This window comes from Nocardioides sp. WS12 (assembly GCF_014108865.1).
Taxonomy (GTDB): Bacteria; Actinomycetota; Actinomycetes; order Propionibacteriales; family Nocardioidaceae; genus Nocardioides.
In genome coordinates, this window is record NZ_CP053928.1 from 2,938,905 (window position 1) to 2,958,602 (window position 19,698).

The 19,698-nt window shown below is 67.3% G+C and carries 18 protein-coding genes and 1 tRNA gene; 10 read left to right on the plus strand and 9 right to left on the minus strand.

Annotated elements, in window-relative coordinates; all coding sequences use genetic code 11:
• Positions 1-79: 79 nt before the first annotated feature.
• On the plus strand, positions 80-694 hold the full coding sequence (locus HRC28_RS14290) for a GyrI-like domain-containing protein (RefSeq protein WP_182376164.1): 615 nt from the start codon (positions 80-82) through the stop codon (positions 692-694).
• 9 nt (positions 695-703) lie between these two features.
• Here HRC28_RS14290 and serA read toward each other — a convergent pair whose 3' ends face one another.
• Positions 704-1,897 carry a phosphoglycerate dehydrogenase gene (serA, locus tag HRC28_RS14295; protein ID WP_182376165.1) on the minus strand — a complete coding sequence of 398 codons (1,194 nt, stop codon included), beginning with the start codon at positions 1,895-1,897 and terminating at the stop codon, positions 704-706.
• A gap of 55 nt (positions 1,898-1,952) precedes the next feature.
• Here serA and HRC28_RS14300 point away from each other — a divergent pair, with 55 nt between their 5' ends.
• The 9 genes from HRC28_RS14300 to HRC28_RS14340 all read left to right on the plus strand — a co-directional run bounded on the left by HRC28_RS14300 (position 1,953) and on the right by HRC28_RS14340 (position 11,415).
• Entirely contained in the window at positions 1,953-2,294 is a 342-nt protein-coding gene (locus HRC28_RS14300) for a DUF2200 domain-containing protein (protein WP_182376166.1), read from the plus strand.
• Positions 2,291-2,656, plus strand: a complete 366-nt coding sequence (locus HRC28_RS14305) for a hypothetical protein (protein ID WP_182376167.1) — start codon at positions 2,291-2,293, stop codon at positions 2,654-2,656. The genes HRC28_RS14300 and HRC28_RS14305 overlap by 4 nt, the downstream gene beginning before the upstream one ends.
• A 389-nt stretch (positions 2,657-3,045) precedes the next feature.
• Positions 3,046-4,386: a DUF222 domain-containing protein gene (locus tag HRC28_RS14310; protein ID WP_182376168.1), complete on the plus strand. Its 1,341-nt coding sequence runs from the start codon at positions 3,046-3,048 to the stop codon at positions 4,384-4,386.
• Between the two features lie 9 nt (positions 4,387-4,395).
• On the plus strand, positions 4,396-7,701 hold the full coding sequence (locus HRC28_RS14315) for an error-prone DNA polymerase (RefSeq protein WP_182376169.1): 3,306 nt from the start codon (positions 4,396-4,398) through the stop codon (positions 7,699-7,701).
• A 78-nt stretch (positions 7,702-7,779) separates the two neighbouring features.
• Positions 7,780-7,853, plus strand: a tRNA-Pro gene (locus tag HRC28_RS14320).
• Positions 7,854-8,005: 152 nt separating this feature from the next.
• On the plus strand, positions 8,006-8,524 hold the full coding sequence (locus HRC28_RS14325) for a helix-turn-helix transcriptional regulator (protein ID WP_237111493.1): 519 nt from the start codon (positions 8,006-8,008) through the stop codon (positions 8,522-8,524).
• Positions 8,525-8,532: 8 nt separating this feature from the next.
• Complete coding sequence (locus HRC28_RS14330; protein ID WP_182376170.1) at positions 8,533-9,234, plus strand: nucleotidyl transferase AbiEii/AbiGii toxin family protein; 702 nt, start codon at positions 8,533-8,535, stop codon at positions 9,232-9,234.
• A 143-nt stretch (positions 9,235-9,377) separates the two neighbouring features.
• Positions 9,378-10,136 carry a hypothetical protein gene (locus HRC28_RS14335; RefSeq protein ID WP_202033079.1) on the plus strand — a complete coding sequence of 253 codons (759 nt, stop codon included), beginning with the start codon at positions 9,378-9,380 and terminating at the stop codon, positions 10,134-10,136.
• 91 nt (positions 10,137-10,227) lie between these two features.
• Positions 10,228-11,415: a hypothetical protein gene (locus HRC28_RS14340; RefSeq protein ID WP_182376172.1), complete on the plus strand. Its 1,188-nt coding sequence runs from the start codon at positions 10,228-10,230 to the stop codon at positions 11,413-11,415.
• A gap of 330 nt (positions 11,416-11,745) precedes the next feature.
• On the opposite strand, the gene pdxS is transcribed toward HRC28_RS14340, so the two are convergent.
• The 8 genes from pdxS to HRC28_RS14380 all read right to left on the minus strand — a co-directional run bounded on the left by pdxS (position 11,746) and on the right by HRC28_RS14380 (position 19,670).
• The gene (pdxS, locus tag HRC28_RS14345; RefSeq protein WP_182376173.1) at positions 11,746-12,627 is read right to left on the minus strand and encodes a pyridoxal 5'-phosphate synthase lyase subunit PdxS; all 882 of its coding nucleotides are present in this window, start codon (positions 12,625-12,627) and stop codon (positions 11,746-11,748) included.
• A gap of 42 nt (positions 12,628-12,669) precedes the next feature.
• Positions 12,670-13,638: a threonine ammonia-lyase gene (ilvA, locus tag HRC28_RS14350; RefSeq protein WP_182376174.1), complete on the minus strand. Its 969-nt coding sequence runs from the start codon at positions 13,636-13,638 to the stop codon at positions 12,670-12,672.
• Positions 13,631-14,155, minus strand: coding sequence for a RidA family protein (locus tag HRC28_RS14355; RefSeq protein ID WP_182376175.1), 525 nt, complete (start codon positions 14,153-14,155; stop codon positions 13,631-13,633). Before HRC28_RS14355 ends, ilvA begins: the two co-directional genes overlap by 8 nt.
• Positions 14,152-15,534, minus strand: coding sequence for a dipeptidase (locus tag HRC28_RS14360; RefSeq protein ID WP_182376176.1), 1,383 nt, complete (start codon positions 15,532-15,534; stop codon positions 14,152-14,154). The genes HRC28_RS14355 and HRC28_RS14360 overlap by 4 nt, the downstream gene beginning before the upstream one ends.
• Positions 15,535-15,557: 23 nt before the next feature.
• The gene (locus tag HRC28_RS14365; protein ID WP_182376177.1) at positions 15,558-16,286 is read right to left on the minus strand and encodes an aldolase/citrate lyase family protein; all 729 of its coding nucleotides are present in this window, start codon (positions 16,284-16,286) and stop codon (positions 15,558-15,560) included.
• Positions 16,283-17,002 (minus strand): aspartate/glutamate racemase family protein, encoded by a 720-nt coding sequence (locus HRC28_RS14370; protein WP_182376178.1) that lies wholly within the window; start codon positions 17,000-17,002, stop codon positions 16,283-16,285. Before HRC28_RS14370 ends, HRC28_RS14365 begins: the two co-directional genes overlap by 4 nt.
• A 122-nt stretch (positions 17,003-17,124) precedes the next feature.
• Positions 17,125-18,633, minus strand: a complete 1,509-nt coding sequence (locus tag HRC28_RS14375; protein ID WP_182376179.1) for a helix-turn-helix domain-containing protein — start codon at positions 18,631-18,633, stop codon at positions 17,125-17,127.
• A complete protein-coding gene (locus tag HRC28_RS14380) occupies positions 18,630-19,670 on the minus strand; it encodes a DUF917 domain-containing protein (protein WP_182376180.1) in 1,041 nt (346 codons plus the stop codon). The genes HRC28_RS14375 and HRC28_RS14380 overlap by 4 nt, the downstream gene beginning before the upstream one ends.
• Between the last annotated feature and the right edge of the window lie 28 nt (positions 19,671-19,698).

Below are 19,698 nucleotides of genomic sequence, written 5' to 3' on the forward strand. Positions count from 1 at the left end.
CGGCCAGGTCGCCGCGGCACAGTTGGCTAGTGTGCGTCCGAGTCGCTGTCACATGCCAATGGTTATCCGGGGGTCCGACATGAAGCTCGACCTGAAGCGGGAGCTCGATGCGTACCGGGCGCGGGCCGGACAGTTTCGCGTCGTCGATGTCCCGGCGCTGCAGTACCTGATGGTGGACGGCCACGGAGACCCGAACACATCGCCGGAGTACGCCGACGCGATCGCGGCCCTGTACCCCGTCGCCTACACGCTCAAGTTCGCCAGCAAGGTGGACCTCGACAAGGACTACGTCGTGATGCCGCTCGAGGCCTTGTGGTGGGCAGACGACATGGCGTCGTTCACCTCAGTGCGGGACAAGTCGCAGTGGGACTGGACCGCGATGATCCTGACACCCGAATGGATCACCGCTGAGTTGTTCGACGCCGCGGTGGGGAAGGTGCGCCGCAAGGGCAACCCGGACGCGCTGGACAAGGTGCGGCTGGAGACGCTGAAGGAGGGGACGTGCGTGCAGACCCTCCATGTCGGGTCGTACGACGACGAGGCTCCGGTCCTCGCCGCGATGCACGACGAGTTCATCCCCGGGGCCGGGTACGCGATGACGGGCAAGCACCACGAGATCTACCTGAGCGATCCGCGGCGGGTGGAGCCGGCGAAGTTGCGAACGATCCTTCGCCAACCGGTGCAGCAGGGCTGATGCCCGGAGCTACCAGGTGCGTGCCCACACGCAGTGCTCGGAGCGGCTGAGGATCTCCAGCGTCTCGGCCGACAGTGGCTCCGAGGTGTCGCTGACGACGTACCCGAGATGGTCCCTGGTCGAGAGGTGCTGGTCGATGACGTTGGCGCCAGCGGCGGCGAACGCCGCGTTCAGCTCGGCGAGCACGCCGGCGACGTTGTGGTGCAGGAAGCCGAGGCGGTGGCCGGCGGTGAGCGCCGGAGGCTGGACCAGGGGCAGGTTGACCGACAGTGCGGTGCTGCCCTCGAGCGCGAACTTGCTGAGCTTCTCGGCGACGAACCAGCCGATCTCCTCCTGCGCCTCCTGCGTGGAGCCGCCGATGTGCGGCGTCAGGATCACGTTGTCGAGGCCGCGCAACACGGAGTCGAACGGGTCGCCCTGGGCCTTCGGTTCAGTGGGGAAGACGTCGACGGCCGCACCGGCGATGTGGCCGGACTGGAGGTGGTCGCGCAGGGAGTCGTAGTCCACGACCATGCCGCGCGAGGCGTTGATGAACAGGGCACGCGGCTTCATGGCGGCGAACTCGTCGGCGCCGAAGAAGCCGGCGTTTCCGGGGCGTCCGTCGACGTGAAGGCTGACGACGTCGGCGACCTGGAGCAGTTCGTTCAGCGTCCGGACGCGGCGGGCGTTGCCATGGGCCGGGCGGTCGGCGTTGTCGTAGAAGACGACGCTCATCCCGAGCGCTTCGGCCACGGTCGAGAGCTGGGTACCGATGTTGCCGTACCCGACGATGCCGATCGTGCGGCCGCGGACCTCGTGGCTGCCACGGGCCGACTTGTCCCACTGGCCGTCGTGCATCCGCTGGATCTTCTCGGGCAGGCGGCGGGCCAGGGCGATGATCTCGCCGATGACGAGCTCCACGACGCTGCGCGTATTGGAGTACGGCGCGTTGAAAACGCCGATGCCGAGCTCGGCGGCCGTCACCAGGTCGACCTGGGAGGTGCCGATGCAGAAGCAACCGATGGCCCGGAGCCCCTGGGCTTCCTTGAGCACGCGAGTCGTGACGGTCGTGTTGGAGCGGATGCCCAGCAGGTCGACGTCGACCAGCGCGGCGAGCAGTTCGTCCTCCGACATGGCCCCGGACTGCACCTCCACCTGGTAGCCGCGGGCCTGGAGGACCTCAACGGCGGCGGGGTGGATGTTTTCGAGCAGCAGAGCCTTCACGGTGCACACCGTACGGCGCCGAGGTGCTGTTGCGCGAAGCGCTAGCCTCCTGTGGATGCACAGGATCTTCACGATCAGCTTCGCGTCGGTCCATCCCCACTACGTCACCAAGGTGGAGAAGAAGGGCCGTACCGTCGCCGAACTGCACCAGGTGATCGAGTGGCTGACCGGTTTCGACGAGGCGGAGTTGCAGGCGCACCTGGCTGCTGAGACGTCTTTCGAGGACTTCTTCGCTGCCGCTCGGCTGAACCCTGCCGCGTCGTTGATCACCGGTGTGGTGTGCGGGATCAAGGTCCAGGACATCGAGGACCCGTTGATGCAGAAGATCCGCTACCTCGACAAGTTGGTCGACGAGCTGGCGAAGGGCAAGGCGATGGAGAAGGTCCTGCGGAGGTGAAGCGGGTCGTTCTCGCGGTCGTTGGTGTCGTCGGTGTGTTGGTGGGGGCGGTGATCGTCGTCGGCCTCCTGAACCTGACGCTGTACGTCGAGGCGTCGGTCCCGTCGCGGAACGACCTGCCTGATCTGCCCGCCGGGCTCTCCATCGACAACGAGTCTGAGGGCTGCGGCTCGGGCAACTGCTATCGCGAGTTCGATGTCGTGGGGTCGGCCGACGAGACGGCCGAGTCCATCCTCGATCGGCTGCCTGCGGAGGAGTGCTCTGCGCACTCGCTGGTGGATCGTCGGCCGCTCTGTGTGGGCTTTCGACAGCAGGGCGACGTGGTTCGCGGGTACGTGTCGCTCGGCAAGTGGTCGGGCTGACCGCGCGCTCCCTCCTATGTCCATGTTCCGTCCACAGGGAGTGCTTCGGGCAGTGGTCGTCCAAAGGTGAGGGGAACGCGGCACCCGGGTGTCGGCGTGGATTTCTAACGTCCGGAACATGTCATCAAACACGCATCCGGTAGGTCCGTCGCGACATCCGTTGGGTCCGACGCTGGAGGACCTGCGGGCTTCTCGATCACGGACGGGGTGGCAACCAGCGGTGACGCGCGAGGCGGTCGTGCGCCTCGCGCTGCGCGAGTTCGTGGTCTGTGACGTCTGGTTCGAGTCGCGGCCAAGCAGGCAAGGCATGATCGACGATCTTCTTCTGAAGAGTTACTGGTGCTGCATTCGATCTTGTCTTCGAACAAGTGTTCGAGTAAAGTGAATCCATGGTGGCCCCCGAACTCACGCAAGCAGAGGTCGACGCTTTCGTCGACCGGTTGCGGGGTGCTGCCTGTCCGAAGGACCCGGCGAAGCTGATCGACCTGATTGCTGCGTTGGAGGATCTGAAGTCGGCTGCGTGTGCGGTGCAGGCCGAGGCGGCGGTGGCGTACGACGCGGCGCGGCGTTCTGTGCAGGCGGCGGTGGGTGTGCCGGTAGCTCGGCGGGGTCGTGGGGTGGCGGCGGAGATCGCGTTGGCCCGGCGCGAGTCGCCCCACCGGGGGCAGGTGCTGCTGGGTCTGGCGAAGGTGCTGCGCACCGAGATGCCGCACACGTTGGCTCGTCTGCGTGGCGGGCGGCTGAGTGAGTTCCGGGCGATGTTGATCGCCCGGGAGACCGCGTGTCTTGAGGTCGAGCACCGGATGTTCGTCGACGAGGAAATCTGCGCCGACCCCGCCGGACTGGAAGGTGTGGGGACCCGGGAGTTGGTCGGCAGGGTGAAGCGCCTGGTTGCCGAGCTCGACCCCGCTGCCGTGGTGAAGCGTGCCCGTCAGGCTGAGGCTGATCGCAATGTCACTGTGCGCCCGGCGCCGGACGCGATGGCCTACCTCAGTGGACTGATGCCGGTGGCCCAAGCGGTCGCTGCCTACGCGTCGTTGCGTAAGGACGCCGAGGCAGCACGCGCCGCTGGTGACCCGCGGTCCCTGGGGCAGTTGATGTCGGACCTGCTCCTGGCTCGGGTCACCGGTGTCCCCGACACCGGCACCCCCGAGTCGGCGCCAGCGGTGCCGGTCACGGTGAACATCACGATGTCGGACGAGACCCTCGCTGGTGGGCATGCACCGGCCGAGGCTTCTGCCGACGGTGTCGCTGCCGAGGTGATCCCGGCCGAGGTCGCCCGGCACCTGATCGCAGGTGCGGCCGATGCTGGGGTGATCGCCTGGTTCCGGTGCCTGTACCGCAATCGTCTGGGCCGGTTGGTCGCGATGAGTAGCAAACAGCGTCTGCATTCGCGGGCGATGGGGGAGTTCCTGGCCATCCGGGGTGCGGGGATCTGCGCGTCGCCGTACTGCGATGCCCCGATCCGGCACAACGACCACATCCACCCCGCCGATCACGGCGGTGAAACTTCCACCGGCAACGGGCAGGGCCTGTGTGAGGCCTGCAACCACGCGAAACAGGCACCCGGGTGGCGACAACACGTGGTCGGGCATCGACGGGATCGACAACAGGTCGAGACCATCACCCCGACCGGCCACCGCTACACCTCGACCGCCCCGGCGCCGCCCGGTTGGCGCGAACCCCGCTACGTCCAGGTCGGCCCCGGCCGCTACGGCCTCGTGGCCTGAGAGCCGGTCATGGGCTGGAACAACCCACCCGTCCCGTGGAGCGAGCTCGAGCGTCGGTTGTCTGGCCGTGCGCCGGCGATGGAAGCACCGGTCTCACGGCGCAAGCAGCCGCGCGTCGAACCCGAGCGGATCACACGACCCGAGCAGGCGACGCCGTACGCCGAACTTCATTGCCACAGCCATTTCAGCTTCCTGGACGGGGCAAGCTCGCCGGGCGACCTGGTCAAGGAAGCCACCCGTCTGGGCCTGTCCGGCCTCGCCCTCACCGACCACGACGGGTTCGCGGGTGCGCCACTGTTCGCCGAGGCAGGCACGGACTACTCCCTCCCGACCGTGTACGGCGCCGAGCTCACCCTCGACATCCACGCGACGCAGAACGGCGTACCCGATCCGGCTGGCAGCCACCTGCTGGTTCTCGCGCGCGGCGTGGAGGGCTACCACCGACTTTCCGGTGCGATCACCGAGGCAGGACTGCGTGCGCCGGAGAAGGGCAGCCCGGCGCATGATCTCGACGAGCTCGCCGAACGAGGCCGCGGCCACTGGATGATCCTGACCGGATGCCGCAAGGGCACGGTCAGGAAGGCGCTCGCCGCCGGTGGTCCGACACTGGCGGCCGCCGCGCTCGATGACCTCGTCGACCGCTTCGGCCGCGAGCACGTCGTGATGGAACTGATCGTCAGTGACCACCCCGGCGCCGACGAGACCAACGACCTGCTGGCCAAGATTGCCGACCACCGGGGCATCCCGGTCGTGGCGACCGGCAACGTGCACCACGCGACCCCGGAGAAGCGGCGCCTGGCTGCGGCGATGGCAGCGGTCCGTGCCCGGCGGAGCATCGCCGAGCTCGACGGTTGGCTGGACCTCTCCGGTGGTGCCCACCTGCGCAGCGGTGAGGAGATGCTTCGCCGCTTCGCCCACCGTCCGGACGCGGTGCACCGTTCCGTCGTACTCGCTGAGGAACTGGCCTTCGACCTCCGGAAGGCCTCGCCCCGGCTGCCGAAGCAGGGGATTCCGGAGGGGCACACGCAGAGCACGTGGCTGCGGGAGCTGACCGAGCGCGGGTTCGCGAACCGCTACGCGCATCTGCCGCATGCAGCGGCGGCCCGGGAGCGGATCGAGAAGGAACTCGACGTCATCAACCGCAAGGACTTCGCGGGCTACTTCATCATCGTCCACGACATCGTCGCGTTCGCCCGTCATGAGCGAATCCTCTGCCAGGGCAGGGGATCGGCGGCGAGTTCCGCGGTCTGTTACGCGCTGGGGATCACCGCCATCGACTCGGTCTACTACAACCTGCCGTTCGAGCGGTTCATCTCCGAGCACCGCGAGGAGGAGCCCGACATCGACGTGGACTTCGACTCCGACCGGCGCGAAGAGGTCATCCAGTGGGTCTACGAGACCTACGGACGTCGTAATGCTGCGCAGGTCTGCAATGTCATCACGTATCGCCCGCGGATGGCGGTGCGCGATGCCGCGAAGGCGCTCGGGTTCTCGGCCGGCCAGCAGGACGCCTGGTCGAAGTCGATCGACGGCTGGGGGAGCGAGGTCGAGAAGGGCCTCGGCATCCCTGTCCAGGTGGCCTCGCTGGCCGAGGAGTTGATGGGCGCGCCCCGCCACCTCGGTATCCACTCGGGCGGGATGGTGCTGACCGAGCGGCCGATCGGCGAGGTGTGTCCGATCGAGAAGGCGCGGATGCCGAACCGCACCGTGCTGCAGTGGGACAAGGACGGCTGCGAGTCGATGGGGCTGGTGAAGTTCGACCTGCTCGGCCTCGGGATGCTCGGTGCGCTCGACCACATGATGCGTCTGGTCGAGGAGCACCTCGGCACGCGCTGGACCTTCGAGACGATCCCGAAGGAGGAGCCCGAGGTCTACGACATGCTCGGTCGTGCCGACTCGATCGGTGTCTTCCAGGTGGAGTCCCGTGCCCAGATCGGCACCCTGCCGCGACTCAAGCCGCGTTCCTTCTACGACCTCGCGATCGAGATCGCCCTGATCCGGCCGGGACCGATCCAGGGCGGTGCCGTCCATCCCTTCATCCGCCGCAAGACCGGGCGCGAGCCGGTGACCTACGAACACCCGCTGCTGATTCCCGTGCTGGAGCGCACCCTCGGCGTACCCCTGTTCCAGGAACAGTTGATGCAGATGGCGGTGGTCCTCGGCGATTGCACCCGCGACGACGCTGACCTGCTGCGTCGTGCGATGGGCTCCAAGCGCGGCATCGAGCGGATCGAACGGGTCAAGGACACCCTCTACGCCGGCATGGAACGCAAGGGTCTGGTCGGCGATGTGGCTGACGGGATCTACGTGAAGATCCTGTCCTTCGCCGGCTTCGGGTTCGCCGAGTCACACGCCCTCAGTTTCGCGCTGCTCGTCTACGCCTCCTCGTGGTTCAAGCTGCGCTATCCCGCGGTGTTCCTCGCCGGTCTGCTCCGCAACCAGCCGATGGGCTTCTACTCACCGCAGTCACTGGTCGCCGACGCCCGCCGCCACGGCGTGGAGGTACGTCGCCCCGACATCGCGCTCTCCGGCGCCCAGGCCGGCATGGAGCCCTGCGAGCCCGGTGACAAGGACGAGTTCCGGTACGACGACGCGCTGGCCGTGCGGCTGGGGCTGGATGCCGTGAAGGGGATCGGGAGCGAGGTCGCGGCTCGCATCGTTGCGGTGCGTGAGGAGGCGCCGTACGACGACCTGAGGGATCTCTCGCGCCGTGCGGGTCTGACAGCCGCCCAACTCGAGGCGCTCGCCACGGCAGGTGCCTTCGACGGGTTCGGGCTGGATCGCCGTCAGGCACTGTGGATGGCCGGCTACTCGGAGACCGAAGCCCAGTTGCCGGGCAGCACGCCCACCCCCGGACCGCCGACGCTGCCGGGGATGAGCCCGATGGAGGTGACTCTCGCCGACCTGTGGGCGACCCGGATCTCCACTGACGTCCACCCGATCCAGCACTACCGGGAGATCCTCACGGCCGCCGGGATCAGGGCAGTGGGGGAGTTGCCCACCGCCGAGGCCGGCCGACGGGTGCACGTGGCTGGGCTGATCACCCACCGCCAGCGCCCCGGCACCGCCAGCGGGATCACGTTCCTCAACCTCGAGGACGAGACCGGGATGCTCAACGTGGTCTGCTCTCCGGGCGTGATGCGGGTGCACCGCCAGGCCGCTCGCAACAAGGTGGCCGTCGTGATCCGCGGCCGCCTCGAACGCGAAGACGGTGTCACCAACCTGTTGGCCGACCGGATCGAGTCGATCGACACCGTCCTGCCCGGCGCGGGTGCCGCGCTTCAGGCCCGCCAGTCCTCGCGCGACTTCCGCTGAGGGAGGGCGATTCGGGGGCGAGGATCCCGCTGCGGTAAGGTTCCCAGCGCTTCGAACGGCGATCCCGTACGAAGTGTTCGGGCTGTAGCGCAGCTTGGTAGCGCACCTGACTGGGGGTCAGGGGGTCGCAGGTTCAAATCCTGTCAGCCCGACCGAAAAGTAGCCTCTGACCTGCGGAAACGCAGTTCGGAGGCTGCTTGTCGTTTTGAACCATTTCGGCTTATGGCACGCTTTATGAACCAAAAACTATTGGTGATGGTTCAAAATACTTGGCGACTGATATTCGAACAGATATCATCTGGGGGTGGCCGAAGAGACGATCATCGCGCGAGCTCGCCGGGGGAGCGGGCTGTCCCAACGCGCGCTGGCGCATCGTTCGGGGACCTCACAACCGACGCTGTCGACCTATGAGCGGGGCACGAAGTCGCCCACCCTCTCGGTCCTCGAACGGATCGTCCACACATCCGGTTACGACCTCGACCTGACCCCACGGGTCACGTTCACCAACCACCTGGGATCGCGCGGTGAGCCCTACGTGGTCCCGGACCGGCTGTGGCGCCTGGACCTCGAGACCGCTTTCGCTGAGGTGGCCCTCCCGGGGCATCTGCACTGGTCTGGCCCCTCGCGTACCTATCGACTCGCTGACCGGGCTGATCGGGCCCGGGTCTATGAGATCGTCCTACGCGAGGGCGCCGCTTCTGACCTGCTGACGTATCTCGATGGGGCTCTATTGCTCGACCTGTTCGACGACCTGGTCATACCGCCAGTCCTACGCAAGGCGTGGGCGCCGGTGATCGCCATGCACCGGAGCACGACAACGTGAATGACGCCGTGAGTGACGCTGTGAGTGGCGCTGTGAGTGGCGGGTCGGGGGAGGAGTCCGGGGGTCGGCTCAGCCAGTTCCAACTGGATCTGGCAGCCGTGTTCTTCGCCTTGCCACAGTCCGTTGGGTTCCTTTTGGCAGGCGGTGGAGCGCTGATCGCTCAAGAACTGGTGTCGCGTGAAACCGATGACCTGGACTTCTTCGCCGACCGAAGGGCAGGTGATGTGCCCGCCGCTGGCGAAGCTTTTCTCGTAGCCGTTGATGAACGCGGCTGGGACGCCGAGGTGATCCGCAGCGGCCCAGAATTCCGACGCATCAAAGTGACCCGGATCCTCGGCAATGAAACCGAGACGATGTATGTCGACCTCGCTCTGGACAGCCCACCGACTGGTGCACCCACCATCACCGTCGCCGGCCCAGCGTTTGGGCCCTTCGAGCTCGCTACCCGTAAGACCCTCGCCCTGTTCAGCCGCGCCGAGCCACGCGACTTCACTGACGTCCACGCACTGCACCAGCGATTCGACCGAGACGAAATCCTCCGCGCGGCCGCTCTAGCCGATCCCGGCTTCGACCTGGACGTGTTCATCGACATGCTCCGATCACATCGCCGACTATCAGACCAAGACTTCCCACCCGCCGGGGTGAACACCGCCGCGCTACGGGCCTACTTCGACGACTGGGCAAACCAACTCAGCAACACCAAACTCTGAACCATTCGAACCAGGCCGGGTGTCGGCCAGCTGGCTGGCTACGCGACACCTGTCACCCAGCGCGTCCGGCGGACCTCAGGTTTCGTTTCGGTCGATGTGTCGGTGCTGAGGGCGATGATGCGTCTGTGACTGACCTTGCTTACATGATTCGCGAAGACTGGGCACAGAACGGGATGACGATGGTCCCTCAGAGTGCGGTGATACGGGCCTGGATCGGCGATCCTCCGTACCTCTTCGCTGTGCCGGACCTTACGAAGTTCTCGGACAAGCACCGCTCGGCAGACGTCGATGCCGCGCGGTACATCGCTCCCGAGACCGCGACGCGCAAGGTGTTCGACATCGCTGACCTGGCCCGGCTCGAACGCGAAGACAAGGTCATCGACCATGCCGTGGTGGTGCTCCACCCCTTTGACGAACCTGATCTGGACGTCCTGCGCCGAGCCGTCGACGCCGACTCGGTGGCGCGTCTGTTTGTACTGGCCTGGGCTCCAATCGACATGGTCCGAACCTGGCTCGACGGACGTGGAGCGGTAAACCTCCACACCGGCGCCACCGCAGGGCAAGATCCGTTGATGGTCGCTGCGGCCAAATTGATGGTCAATGAGGAGTACAACGGGCTGAGCTCGGGGATCGGCAAAACCGTAGTTGTCGAACTCGTCTGCGCCTTCCGAGTCGCGGGCTATCCGCCTGATGCCGATAACTGGCTTGGCGCCTACTTCGCTGCCGGCGGTACCTTCAGGCATGCCGCGTCGGTCAAGAAGCTCGTCACGGAGATCAAGGCTGGGACAAAACACCGGGTGCCTCGGCGTTACCGCGACAACATCTTCGAGATCATCAAGGCACAGGTCGAGTCCGACCTGACCGAGGCTCAAGAAGGTCCGGAGGGTGAAGCAGATGGTTAAGGGCCGGCCGAACCGACGGCAGTCGGAGCCACGACGTGAGCGGCGCCGCACCATGCCCACGGTGAAGGAAGCCCCACCACGACCGCTCCGGGTGACGATCGTGACCTACCCAACCCTGCGCGATGGACAGGTCTCGGTTCATGGCGATGTGGATCTGGTCAAGGCGGCATCGCTCTACGCTGATGAGATTGAGTTGGTGAGCCCCGTTGCTGGTCTGCTGTCAGCCGCTGGTTCGATTGCAGCAGGCGGTTCTGAGGGGATGCTGGAGTTGCTGCTCACCATGGACGACACCACCATCGCCCGCCTCGGCGCTGGCGGAAAGACTCAGTTCCCGGCCGGGTGGCGCGACATGCTTCGCATCGCGCTTGCTTCGCCTGAACTGGCGACGGCCGCAGGCATTGCACCGGTAATGGAAGAGATGAGAGTCAAGGTTGCTTCGTCGTCGGCAGACTTTGCATACATAGCGCAGGGAATGATCGCTGCCGCTGGAGCCGATCAGTTGAGTCCGTTCATCGAGGCAGGCGTGTTGACGATCTCGCAGCTAGCGAGTGTTGGTGTGACAGACGTGGTTGCGGCAGCGGCAGGGTCATCTCAGCGCCAGGACGCCGATACTACGGCCGCTGAGTGGAGCAATCTGATCCGCAAGCGCATCGAATCTGCACGCTCGAGTTTGCTGTTCGACGAACCGACCGAGGACTTCCTGCGCGCCATGGTCGCCGAAGGACTGGTCGCCGAAGACGGCCTCGGAGTGAGACGCGCAGGCGAGGCAGCCGTTGGTGCTGGCCTGGTTGCACGACTTCCAGCTTTTCCCACAGCTCGACCTGACGAACTCCTCGAACTTCGAGCATCGCTGCGCAGTCCGATGCTGCGATACCGAAGCGGTGTGGCTGCCTTCGCGCGAGAGATGCCAGGTGTCCCTAAGCCATCCTTCGACGCGCACGTTCAGTCGCTCTGGTCGACTCAGGTCGAGCCGGCGCTCGATGAGATTCACGAGACAATTCGAGAACAAGGACTGGCCAGAGAAATCGGACGATCCTTGTCACTCGACCTCGCGCAAACCATCGCCTCAGCGGGGATCTTCGTTGGTGTTCACTCACACCTTGGACTGCAAGGCCTCGCGGCCGTTGTGGCTGGCTCAGCTGCCACAGCCACCGTGCCAGCCGCCACAGCCACCGTTCGCGGGGCACAAACACACCTCGCAGGCCAACGAGCAACCCAACGACGAGAACTGTTCTACCTGTATGCCGTCGACAAACGCCTCAAGGGTGCACGCGGGTGATCCGAAAGGGTCTGACCCCTCGTCTGGTCTTTGATCAGGACGAGAGAGACTCGCCTGGGACTTGAGTCGTGTCACGTTGATGTACCGGAAACCCGAACAGAAGTGGCCTTTGAGGTCTCATCCGCGCAAAGGGGCCTGCAGGCTCTCAAATCTGGCGAGGGGGCCGAGCGACAACATTTTCTTCGTTTGGCCGATGCCAATGAATTCTGCGTCATCGGGGAGATAGCGAGCCGGTCTGCTGCACAAATTGGTGTCAATGTGACTTTTCGTGCAGCAGACCCTCGCGACGTGATCGGCGCCTGGATGGTGCCGGTCTTGGTCTAGGAGCAATCACCAGCCGCGTTCGGCGAGGCGGTGCGGCTTGGGGATGTCTTCGACGTTGATGCCGACCATGGCCTCGCCCAGACCGCGCGAGACCTTCGCAACCATGCCGGGGTCGTCGTAGAACGTGGTGGCCTTGACGATGGCCTCGGCCCGCTCTGCGGGGTTGCCGGACTTGAAGATGCCCGAGCCGACGAACACGCCCTCGGCACCGAGCTGCATCATCATCGCCGCGTCCGCGGGGGTGGCGATGCCACCGGCAGTGAACAGCACCACCGGCAGGCGGCCGGCGGTCGCGACCTCGGCGACTAGCTCGTACGGCGCCTGGAGCTCTTTGGCCGCGACGTACAGCTCGTCCTCCAGCAGGCAGGAGAGTTCGCGGATCTGGCGTCCGATGGTGCGCATGTGCGTGACCGCGTTCGACACGTCACCGGTGCCGGCCTCGCCCTTGGAACGGATCATGGCCGCGCCCTCGGTGATCCGCCGCAGCGCCTCACCCAGGTTGGTCGCACCGCACACGAACGGAACCGTGAAGGCCAGCTTGTCGATGTGGTTGGCGTAGTCGGCCGGGGTCAGCACCTCGGACTCGTCGATATAATCGACACCCAGGGACTGCAGGACCTGAGCCTCGGCGAAGTGACCGATCCGGGCCTTGGCCATCACCGGGATCGACACCGCGGCGATGATCGAATCGATCATGTCCGGGTCGCTCATCCGCGACACGCCACCCTGCGCGCGGATGTCGGCAGGAACGCGCTCCAGCGCCATCACTGCAACGGCTCCGGCGTCCTCGGCGATCTTCGCCTGATCAGCCGTGACGACGTCCATGATGACGCCACCCTTCAGCATCTCGGCCATGCCGCGTTTCACGCGTGAACTGCCGTGCTCCACGTCGTTCTCCTTCCTTGTTGATGGGGTTGCTGAGACGCTGGGTCAGTTCCAGCGCCGTCCGTTGAGCTGGGAGAGGTCGAGGTTGCCGCCGCTCAACACGCAGACGACCTTGGATCCGGCGGGGATGCCGTGGATGCCCTGGAGGAGGGCAGCGACAGGTGCGGCTGCGGCGCCCTCGACCACGATCTTGGCGTGGTTCATCACCCACACCATGGCTGCGAAGATGTCCGCGTCAGGAACCGTCACGATCTCGTCGACCAGCTCGCGGACGATCGCCAGGTTGTTCTCCCCGACCCGTTTGACACGCAGGCCGTCGATGATGGTGTCGACCTTGTCGAGGGTGACCAGTTCTCCGGCTCGAACGCTGGTGAGCATGGCTGGGCCTTCGCTCGACTCGACTCCGATGACCCGGGTGGCGGGGTTCGCATGCTTGACCGCCGAGGCAACTCCGGAGATGAGGCCGCCGCCGCCGATCGGCGCGATGACCACGTCGACGTCGGGCAGGTCGTCCATGATCTCCATGCCGAGCGTCCCTTGGCCCGAGATGAGCTCCAGGTCGTCGAAGGGGTGGATGTAGGTCAAGCCCTGTTCCTCGACCAGCTTCAGGGCCATCTCGTTCGCTTCGTCCCAGATCTGGCCGTGCAGGATGACCTCGGCGCCGTACGCCTTGGTCGCCTCGATCTTGGAGGGGGTGGCGTTCTCGGCCATCACCACGACGGCCCGGATCCCCTCGAGCTGGGCGGCCAGCGCCACGCCCTGAGCATGGTTGCCCGCGGAGGAGCACACCACCCCGCGGTTGCGCTGCTCGTCCGAGAGCTTGCTGAACTTGTTCAGGGGACCACGAAACTTGTAGGACCCGGTGCGCTGGAAGGGCTCGGCCTTCAGCCACACCTGGAGGCCGGTGTGCTCGCTGAGGAGCCGAGAGGTGACCAGCGGCGTGTGGTACGCGTGCTTGGTCACCGCCGTCCGTGCCTCTTCCAACATCGCCTTGGTCACGCGGTTCTCAGCCATGGTTCACATTCCTTTCATCGAGTTGCCGGGCCGGGTCCAAGCCGAAGGTGGCCTGGATCTCGACGGGGCTGTTGAGGGGGAGGATCGGGGTGGCCACTGCGGTGCGCGCGTGGCGCCCGCGATCGCCCAGCACGTCGACCATCAGGGTGCTGGCGCCGTCCGCAACCAGGTGTTGGGAGGCGAACGACGGATCGCTTGCGACGAACACGACCAGCTGACGCAGACAGAGCCCGTCATCCAGCGACCCGAGGGCATCGTGAGCGACTGCGAGCGCGTTCAGCGCGCACAGTCGGGCCAGTTGGTTGGCCTGGTCGACGTCGAGATCGCGTCCGACCAGGCCGGTGGCGGCCAGCTCGCCGTCCACGAACGGCAACTGGCCCGCGACGAAGAGGAGCGACTCGTGCCGGGTCCAGGGTAGGTACTGGGCAGCGGCCGGGGGAGCCTTCGGCAGGACCAGGTCGAGCTCCTGAAGCCGTTCCGCGGCCGTGGTGGTGGACGGAGTGGTCGTGGTGATCATGGGGCGGTTCCTTCCGGAGTGCTGAGCAGTTGGAGCAGGAGGGCCTCCGCGATGCAGGCGCGGCGGAAGTCGTCGAGGTGGAGACTCTCGTTGGTGCCGTGTGCGCGGGTGTCCGGGTCTTCCACGCCGGTGACGAGGACGGCAGCGTCCGGACAGGCCTGCTTGAAGAGGCTGATCAGCGGCAGTGTGCCGCCGCAGCCGATCTCGACCGGCTCAGCGCCGTCCCAGGCCAGACGAAGCGCGTTCATTGCGGCGGTCTGCACCGTCGGGTTGGTCGGGACCTGGGCGGGTTCGGCGGTCGCTCCGCGGGTCACCGTGAGGTGCGCCCCGTGCGGCACGTGGCGTTGCAAGTGATCGACCAGCGCGGTGTAGGTGCGCTCGACTTCGTCGCCCGGCGAGAGGCGCACCGAGATCTTGGCGCGTGCGGTCGCGGTGAGCGAGTTCGCGGCCTCTGCGACGGGTGGGCCCTCGACCGTGGTGACCGTCAGTGACGTCTGGTGCCAGAGCCGGTCGGTCAGCGGACCGTCGCCGACAAGGGCGACCCCGTCGAGGAGACCCGCCTCGGTGCGAAAGCGCGTGTCGTCGTACTCCACAGGTGACGCCTGGGTGGAGGTGCTGACGCCGGCGACGGCGACCGAACCGTCGGTGTTCCACAAGGAGGCGAGTGTGGTGATCAGGGCGCCGAGAGCGTCTGGGACCGGGCCTCCCCAGGCGCCGGAGTGCAGGGGGTGGTCCAGAGTGGCGACGTCGACGACGACGTCCAGCAGTCCGCGTAGCGAGCGGGTGAGTGCAGGAGTGCCGACCGCCCAGTTCAGGGCGTCGGCGATCACGATGACGTCGGCCGTCAGCCGGTCGTGGTGTGTCTCGATCAGGTCGGCGAGCGTGGGCGATCCGATCTCCTCCTCTCCGTCGATCAGCACGGTGACGGAGACGGGCAGGGAGTCGCCGTGTGCGAGCAGTGCGGCGAGGTGGACGGCGACGCCGGCCTTGTCATCGGCGGCGCCGCGGGCGAAGAGTCGGTCTTCGCGCTGTGTCGGCTCGAAGGGTGGACTGTCCCATTCATGGGGATCGCCGGTCGGCTGCACGTCGTGGTGCGCATAGAGAAGGACGGTAGGTGCGCCCTCGGGGCCGGCGCGGTGTGCGATGACGGAAGGATGTCCACCGGCCTCGACTATGTCGACCTCGCAGCCAGCGGCCCGGAACTGGGCGGCGACGAGTTCTGCGCTCGCGACGACCTCGGTTCGGTGCTCGATTCCCGCGCTGACCGAGGGGATGCGGATCAGGTCGCGGAGCGCGTCGATGACCTGCGGGTGCTGCTGCTCGACTCGGGCCGTGAGCTCGGCGGCACGCTGCGCCGGGTAGTGGTCGTGCCCCGTCATGGCGGAGGTTGCGAGTGCCGGTTTCATGAGGTCCTCGCGAGGTCCAGGGACGATGCGGCGAAGAGTTCGGCGAGGCCCAGGCGCAATGCCGTGGCGTCGCTGTCCACACCGAGCAGGTCCAGCGGTGGCAGCAGTCCCGCGAGCTCCGGATCGCCCGCGAACGCGGCGGCAAGCTTCTCGTGTCTCCTTGCCTCTTCGACCGCGGTCGTTATGGCGGAGAGCATCGGCTCCGAGGTGAGGGAGGACTCACCGAGCGAGAGCGACAGGTCGTAGGGACCGACGAACAGGCCGTCGATGCCGGCGACCTCCGCGATCTCGTGCACGGCGTCCAGACCAGCTCGAGTTTCGATCATGGCGAGCACTACCGGGGCGTCGGTGCCGAGCACCGTAGCCCGGGCCAGTCCGCTGCTGCGTCGGCCGACTGGCGGGAGCCGAACGGCGTCGACGATGACTCGTGCCTGGTCGGCACTGTCGACGCCTGGGACGATGAGTCCGTGCACGCCGGTGTCGACGATCCGGGTCAGTGCGGTGGCTTCCTGGGACGCCGCCCGGGCATAGACCGGCAGCCTGCTCGCCCGGACGAGGGACGACAGGTCCGTCAGGTCGATGTCGCCATGCTGCAGGTCCACCCCGATCCAGTCGATCGGCGCCGCCCGTTCGGCCACCTCGAGCCCGAAGGGAGACAGGAAGGTGAGCCACAGGCCCCGGCGGGTGTCCGCCGACCCGAGGAGTCGACGGCCGTCCAGCGTCACGCCGTCCGCTCCTTGGCCGGCGGCGACATGTACGTCGTCCGGCTCGGCCGCACGCCGAGACGGACGGCACTCTCGAGCCAGGTCACGGCAGCGCCGGTCGGGTCGATGACGGGTACTGCCAGGCCTTTGGCGGCGAGGCGGTCGCGCAGCTCGGTGGCCACACCGAGCATGCCGGTGCACCCGAGCACGATGACGTCGGCCTCGCCGGCGGTGACGGCTTCGGTCGCTTGGATGAGGAGCCGCGTGAGCAGCACCTCGCGGTCCTCCAGCCCGAGCACCGGGAGGTCGACGACGCGGATGCACCCGATGCGTCGATCGATGCTGTAGCGGCGGGCGAGTGAGTGGAGCATCGGCAGCACGTTCGGCAACACGGTGATGATGCCGATCCGCTCGCCGAGGCTCATCGCGGTGAGCATGGCGGGCTCGAAGCCGCCGACCACGGGGGCATCGATGATTTCCCGGGCGGCATGGACGCCGGGGTCTCCGAAGCAGGTGATGAACACGGCGTCCACCTCGTCCGCTGCCGCCTGCTCGATGCGCTGCAGGATGCCGGGGGCGGCCAGCGCCTCGTCGTACTCGGACTCGATGCTCGCGGTGCCGCGCTCGAGCTCGATAACGTCGACGGTGGTGCCAGGTGCCGCCCACTCCTCGACCTCGCCACGAATGTGGTCGAGCAGGGCCGTGCCGATGGTGGGAAGGATGACGCGGAGGTGCATGGGGGCTCCTTCGGAGGTGTGGTGCCCGTCACGCTAGGGTCGGCGGCTCCTCGGCGCCCTGTGCACAGCGCCACCCTGAGGCCGCAGGAGTGTGCAGAACGACGCGCTGGAGCGCGAGGGCGTCACTCGATCGCGCGGCAGGCGACCTGCAGAGCGAGGCGTTGGCTCGGTTCGTCGAGGTCGAGCCCGAGCCGCTCACGGATCTGCTGCACCCGCGTCGTCACCGTGTTGCGGTGCACGCCCAGCGCCTCTGCGGTGAGAACCACCGAACAGCCGCTCTCCAGGTAGGCGCGCAAGGTGGTCATCAGTGCCTCTGACTCCCGCAGCGGCGCCAGTGCACTCTCGGCAAACGCCCTGGTCACCTCGGATCGCTGCCACGTGGCCAGGAGGCGAGCCACGCCGAGCTCGTCGGCGTGCTCGACAGCGGGACGGAAGTCATGGCTGCGGGCGAGGTCGGCGGCGTCGCGTGCCTCGCTGAGCGTGTCGGCGAGTCCCGCAGCGCCGCTGCCCGGTCGACCGATGCCGACAGCTAGTCCCCACTCGTTGGGCAGGTCGGCGACGACCAGGCGCACGGTGCGCAGCAGCTGCCGTGCGGAGCTGGTGTTGGGCTCCGTCTCGCTGCTGGTCCACAGGGCCCACCCGCGGCCTCGCTTGATGGCCGCAGCGATGCTGACCCCGCGCTCGGTCAGGGCCTGGGCGAGCTGCTCACCGGTACCGCGTCGATCCGTCACCGGCCGGTTGGCGGTGGCGAGCACGTGCATGCCGATGTGCCAGCCCGAGAGCCGCCACCCCAAGGAGGTCGCGTGCTCGACGACGTCGCGACTGACGGAGTCGCGTCCCGAGATGATCTCCGCGAGCACCTGCGACTTGACGGCCGTGTCCTTCTCGATCTCAGCGCGCTGCCCGGACAGCCACGAGCGCAGGAAGGGCTCGATGATGGCGAGACCTGTCGACAGCACGTCGGTGCGCAGGTCCGAGGAGTGGTCGACCGGGCAGACGAGCCAAGCGGCGAGGCGGTTGACCTGCGGGTCGAGCACTGGATGGAGGAGCACGCCCCTGCCCACCTGGGGGACGGGCTGGTCCAGGTGCAGTCCCGGCTCCCCGGGGAAGGGCTCGCCGAGGATGCGCGCTCCGTCGACTGCGACCAGGGAAAGGGACGTGGAGAGCACACCCTCGGCCGTCCGGAGGATCTCCTGGCCGGTCCGTTTGGCGCTGAGCTGGCGCAGCGCGCGGTCGATGGTGCGGGCGCGTGCCAGCTCGGGAGCCCGTACCTGGACGGTGAGCTCCTGCACCAAGCTGATCGGGTCGGGGCACGCGATGCCGATCACCGGAAGGCCGAGCCTGTCCGCGAGCCGGATGCCCGACAAGAGAGGGGTGATGCTGTCGCCGACGACGAGGAGCGCGGCGGCCTCGGCGGTTCCGGCGAGCCGGACCAGAGCGTCGAGGCGGTACGGCGGGCTGACGGCCGATTCGACACACACCACGAGTTGCCCGCGGAGCTCGCCGTCCGCAGGCCCCAGGAAGCGCACGTCCTCGACGACGTTGGCGGTGCCCGCGCTGCCGGCGATCACCTGGGCGCCGGCCAGGACCGGGTCGGCGAGCAGACCGGCGACGGTGAGCGGGCGGTTCACGGAGCGGACTCGAGATCGAGGCCGAAGGCGGCCGGGTCGACGGCACCCGGTGGCCAGGAGTGCAGTGCGGGGAGCATGAAGACCACCATTACCTGTCCGGCCCGGATCTGGTCCAGTCGCACCGGCAACAACGTGCTGGCGTCGAGTGCGTTGAGCACGGCCGGCGTGCTGGCGAGCATCCGGCCGTCGTGGCTGACTGCCAGGATTTCGTCCAGGTGGTCGATCCGGGCCACCGAGCCGTCCAGCAGGCTCAGCGTGATGCTGCCGGGAGCCCGGTCCGTTCGGACATGGATGTCGTCGACGGTGCCCTCGGCGAGCAGCCGGCCGCCGAGCGCGTCGACGATCGTGTGTGCGTCACTTCCGCGCGCACCGAGCAGCGCGCGGCCCAGTTGCACGCAGGTGGACAAGCTGCCCGCGACGCCCGACTCGACGAGGGTTCCGGCCGTCGTTGGGTACAGCGCCAGCGCCGCGGCGCCGCCCATGGCTCGGACGGTGCCGTTCATGACCGACAGCGTCATCCGCGGGGACGCCCGGGTCACGACGACTGTGTCGCCGTTGGGGCTCACCAGGGCGAGCGGTGCGGCGGCGTGACCGGCAACGGCGAGCGTCGTCATCTCGATGCTCGGGAAGGCTCGCCCCATCAGGTCGCCGTCGACCACGGGAACACCGAGCTCCAGGGCGCCGACCACGGCGGCGGGTCCGTTCATGCCACCGATCTCGATGATGCCGACGGCAGCCAGTTCGCCGGAGAGATGCTCGACGACCGCACGAGCAGCCGCAGCCAGGTCCGCAGGATTGATCAGGCGCTCGTCGTGAACGTCGGGGGAGCCGACCACCCCGACATGGACCACGAGGGCGTCGGTCGGCAGGTCCGCCGCGGCGATGACGGGGACCCGCCCGAGCCGGTGTCGAAGCAGGGCGTCGACCACCGCAACCAGACCGCCGCCCCCGGATCCGAGCAGGGAGGCGCCGGCTGTCAGCGCGGGCACGTCGTCCGCGGTGATGCTCGTCAGCCCGGCAGCCAGGTGTGCCCTCACGAGCAGCATCCTTGCAGTCTCGTTGCGA

Coding starts and splice junctions, on each gene's coding strand:
- HRC28_RS14290 (WP_182376164.1), top strand. CDS start 80: ATGAAGCTCGACCTGAAGCGGGAGCTCGATGCGTACCGGGCGCGGGCC.
- HRC28_RS14300 (WP_182376166.1), top strand. CDS start 1,953: ATGCACAGGATCTTCACGATCAGCTTCGCGTCGGTCCATCCCCACTAC.
- HRC28_RS14310 (WP_182376168.1), top strand. CDS start 3,046: ATGGTGGCCCCCGAACTCACGCAAGCAGAGGTCGACGCTTTCGTCGAC.
- HRC28_RS14315 (WP_182376169.1), top strand. CDS start 4,396: ATGGGCTGGAACAACCCACCCGTCCCGTGGAGCGAGCTCGAGCGTCGG.
- HRC28_RS14335 (WP_202033079.1), top strand. CDS start 9,378: ATGATTCGCGAAGACTGGGCACAGAACGGGATGACGATGGTCCCTCAG.
- ilvA (WP_182376174.1), bottom strand. CDS start 13,638: ATGGCTGAGAACCGCGTGACCAAGGCGATGTTGGAAGAGGCACGGACG.
- HRC28_RS14355 (WP_182376175.1), bottom strand. CDS start 14,155: ATGATCACCACGACCACTCCGTCCACCACCACGGCCGCGGAACGGCTT.
- HRC28_RS14360 (WP_182376176.1), bottom strand. CDS start 15,534: ATGACGGGGCACGACCACTACCCGGCGCAGCGTGCCGCCGAGCTCACG.
- HRC28_RS14370 (WP_182376178.1), bottom strand. CDS start 17,002: ATGCACCTCCGCGTCATCCTTCCCACCATCGGCACGGCCCTGCTCGAC.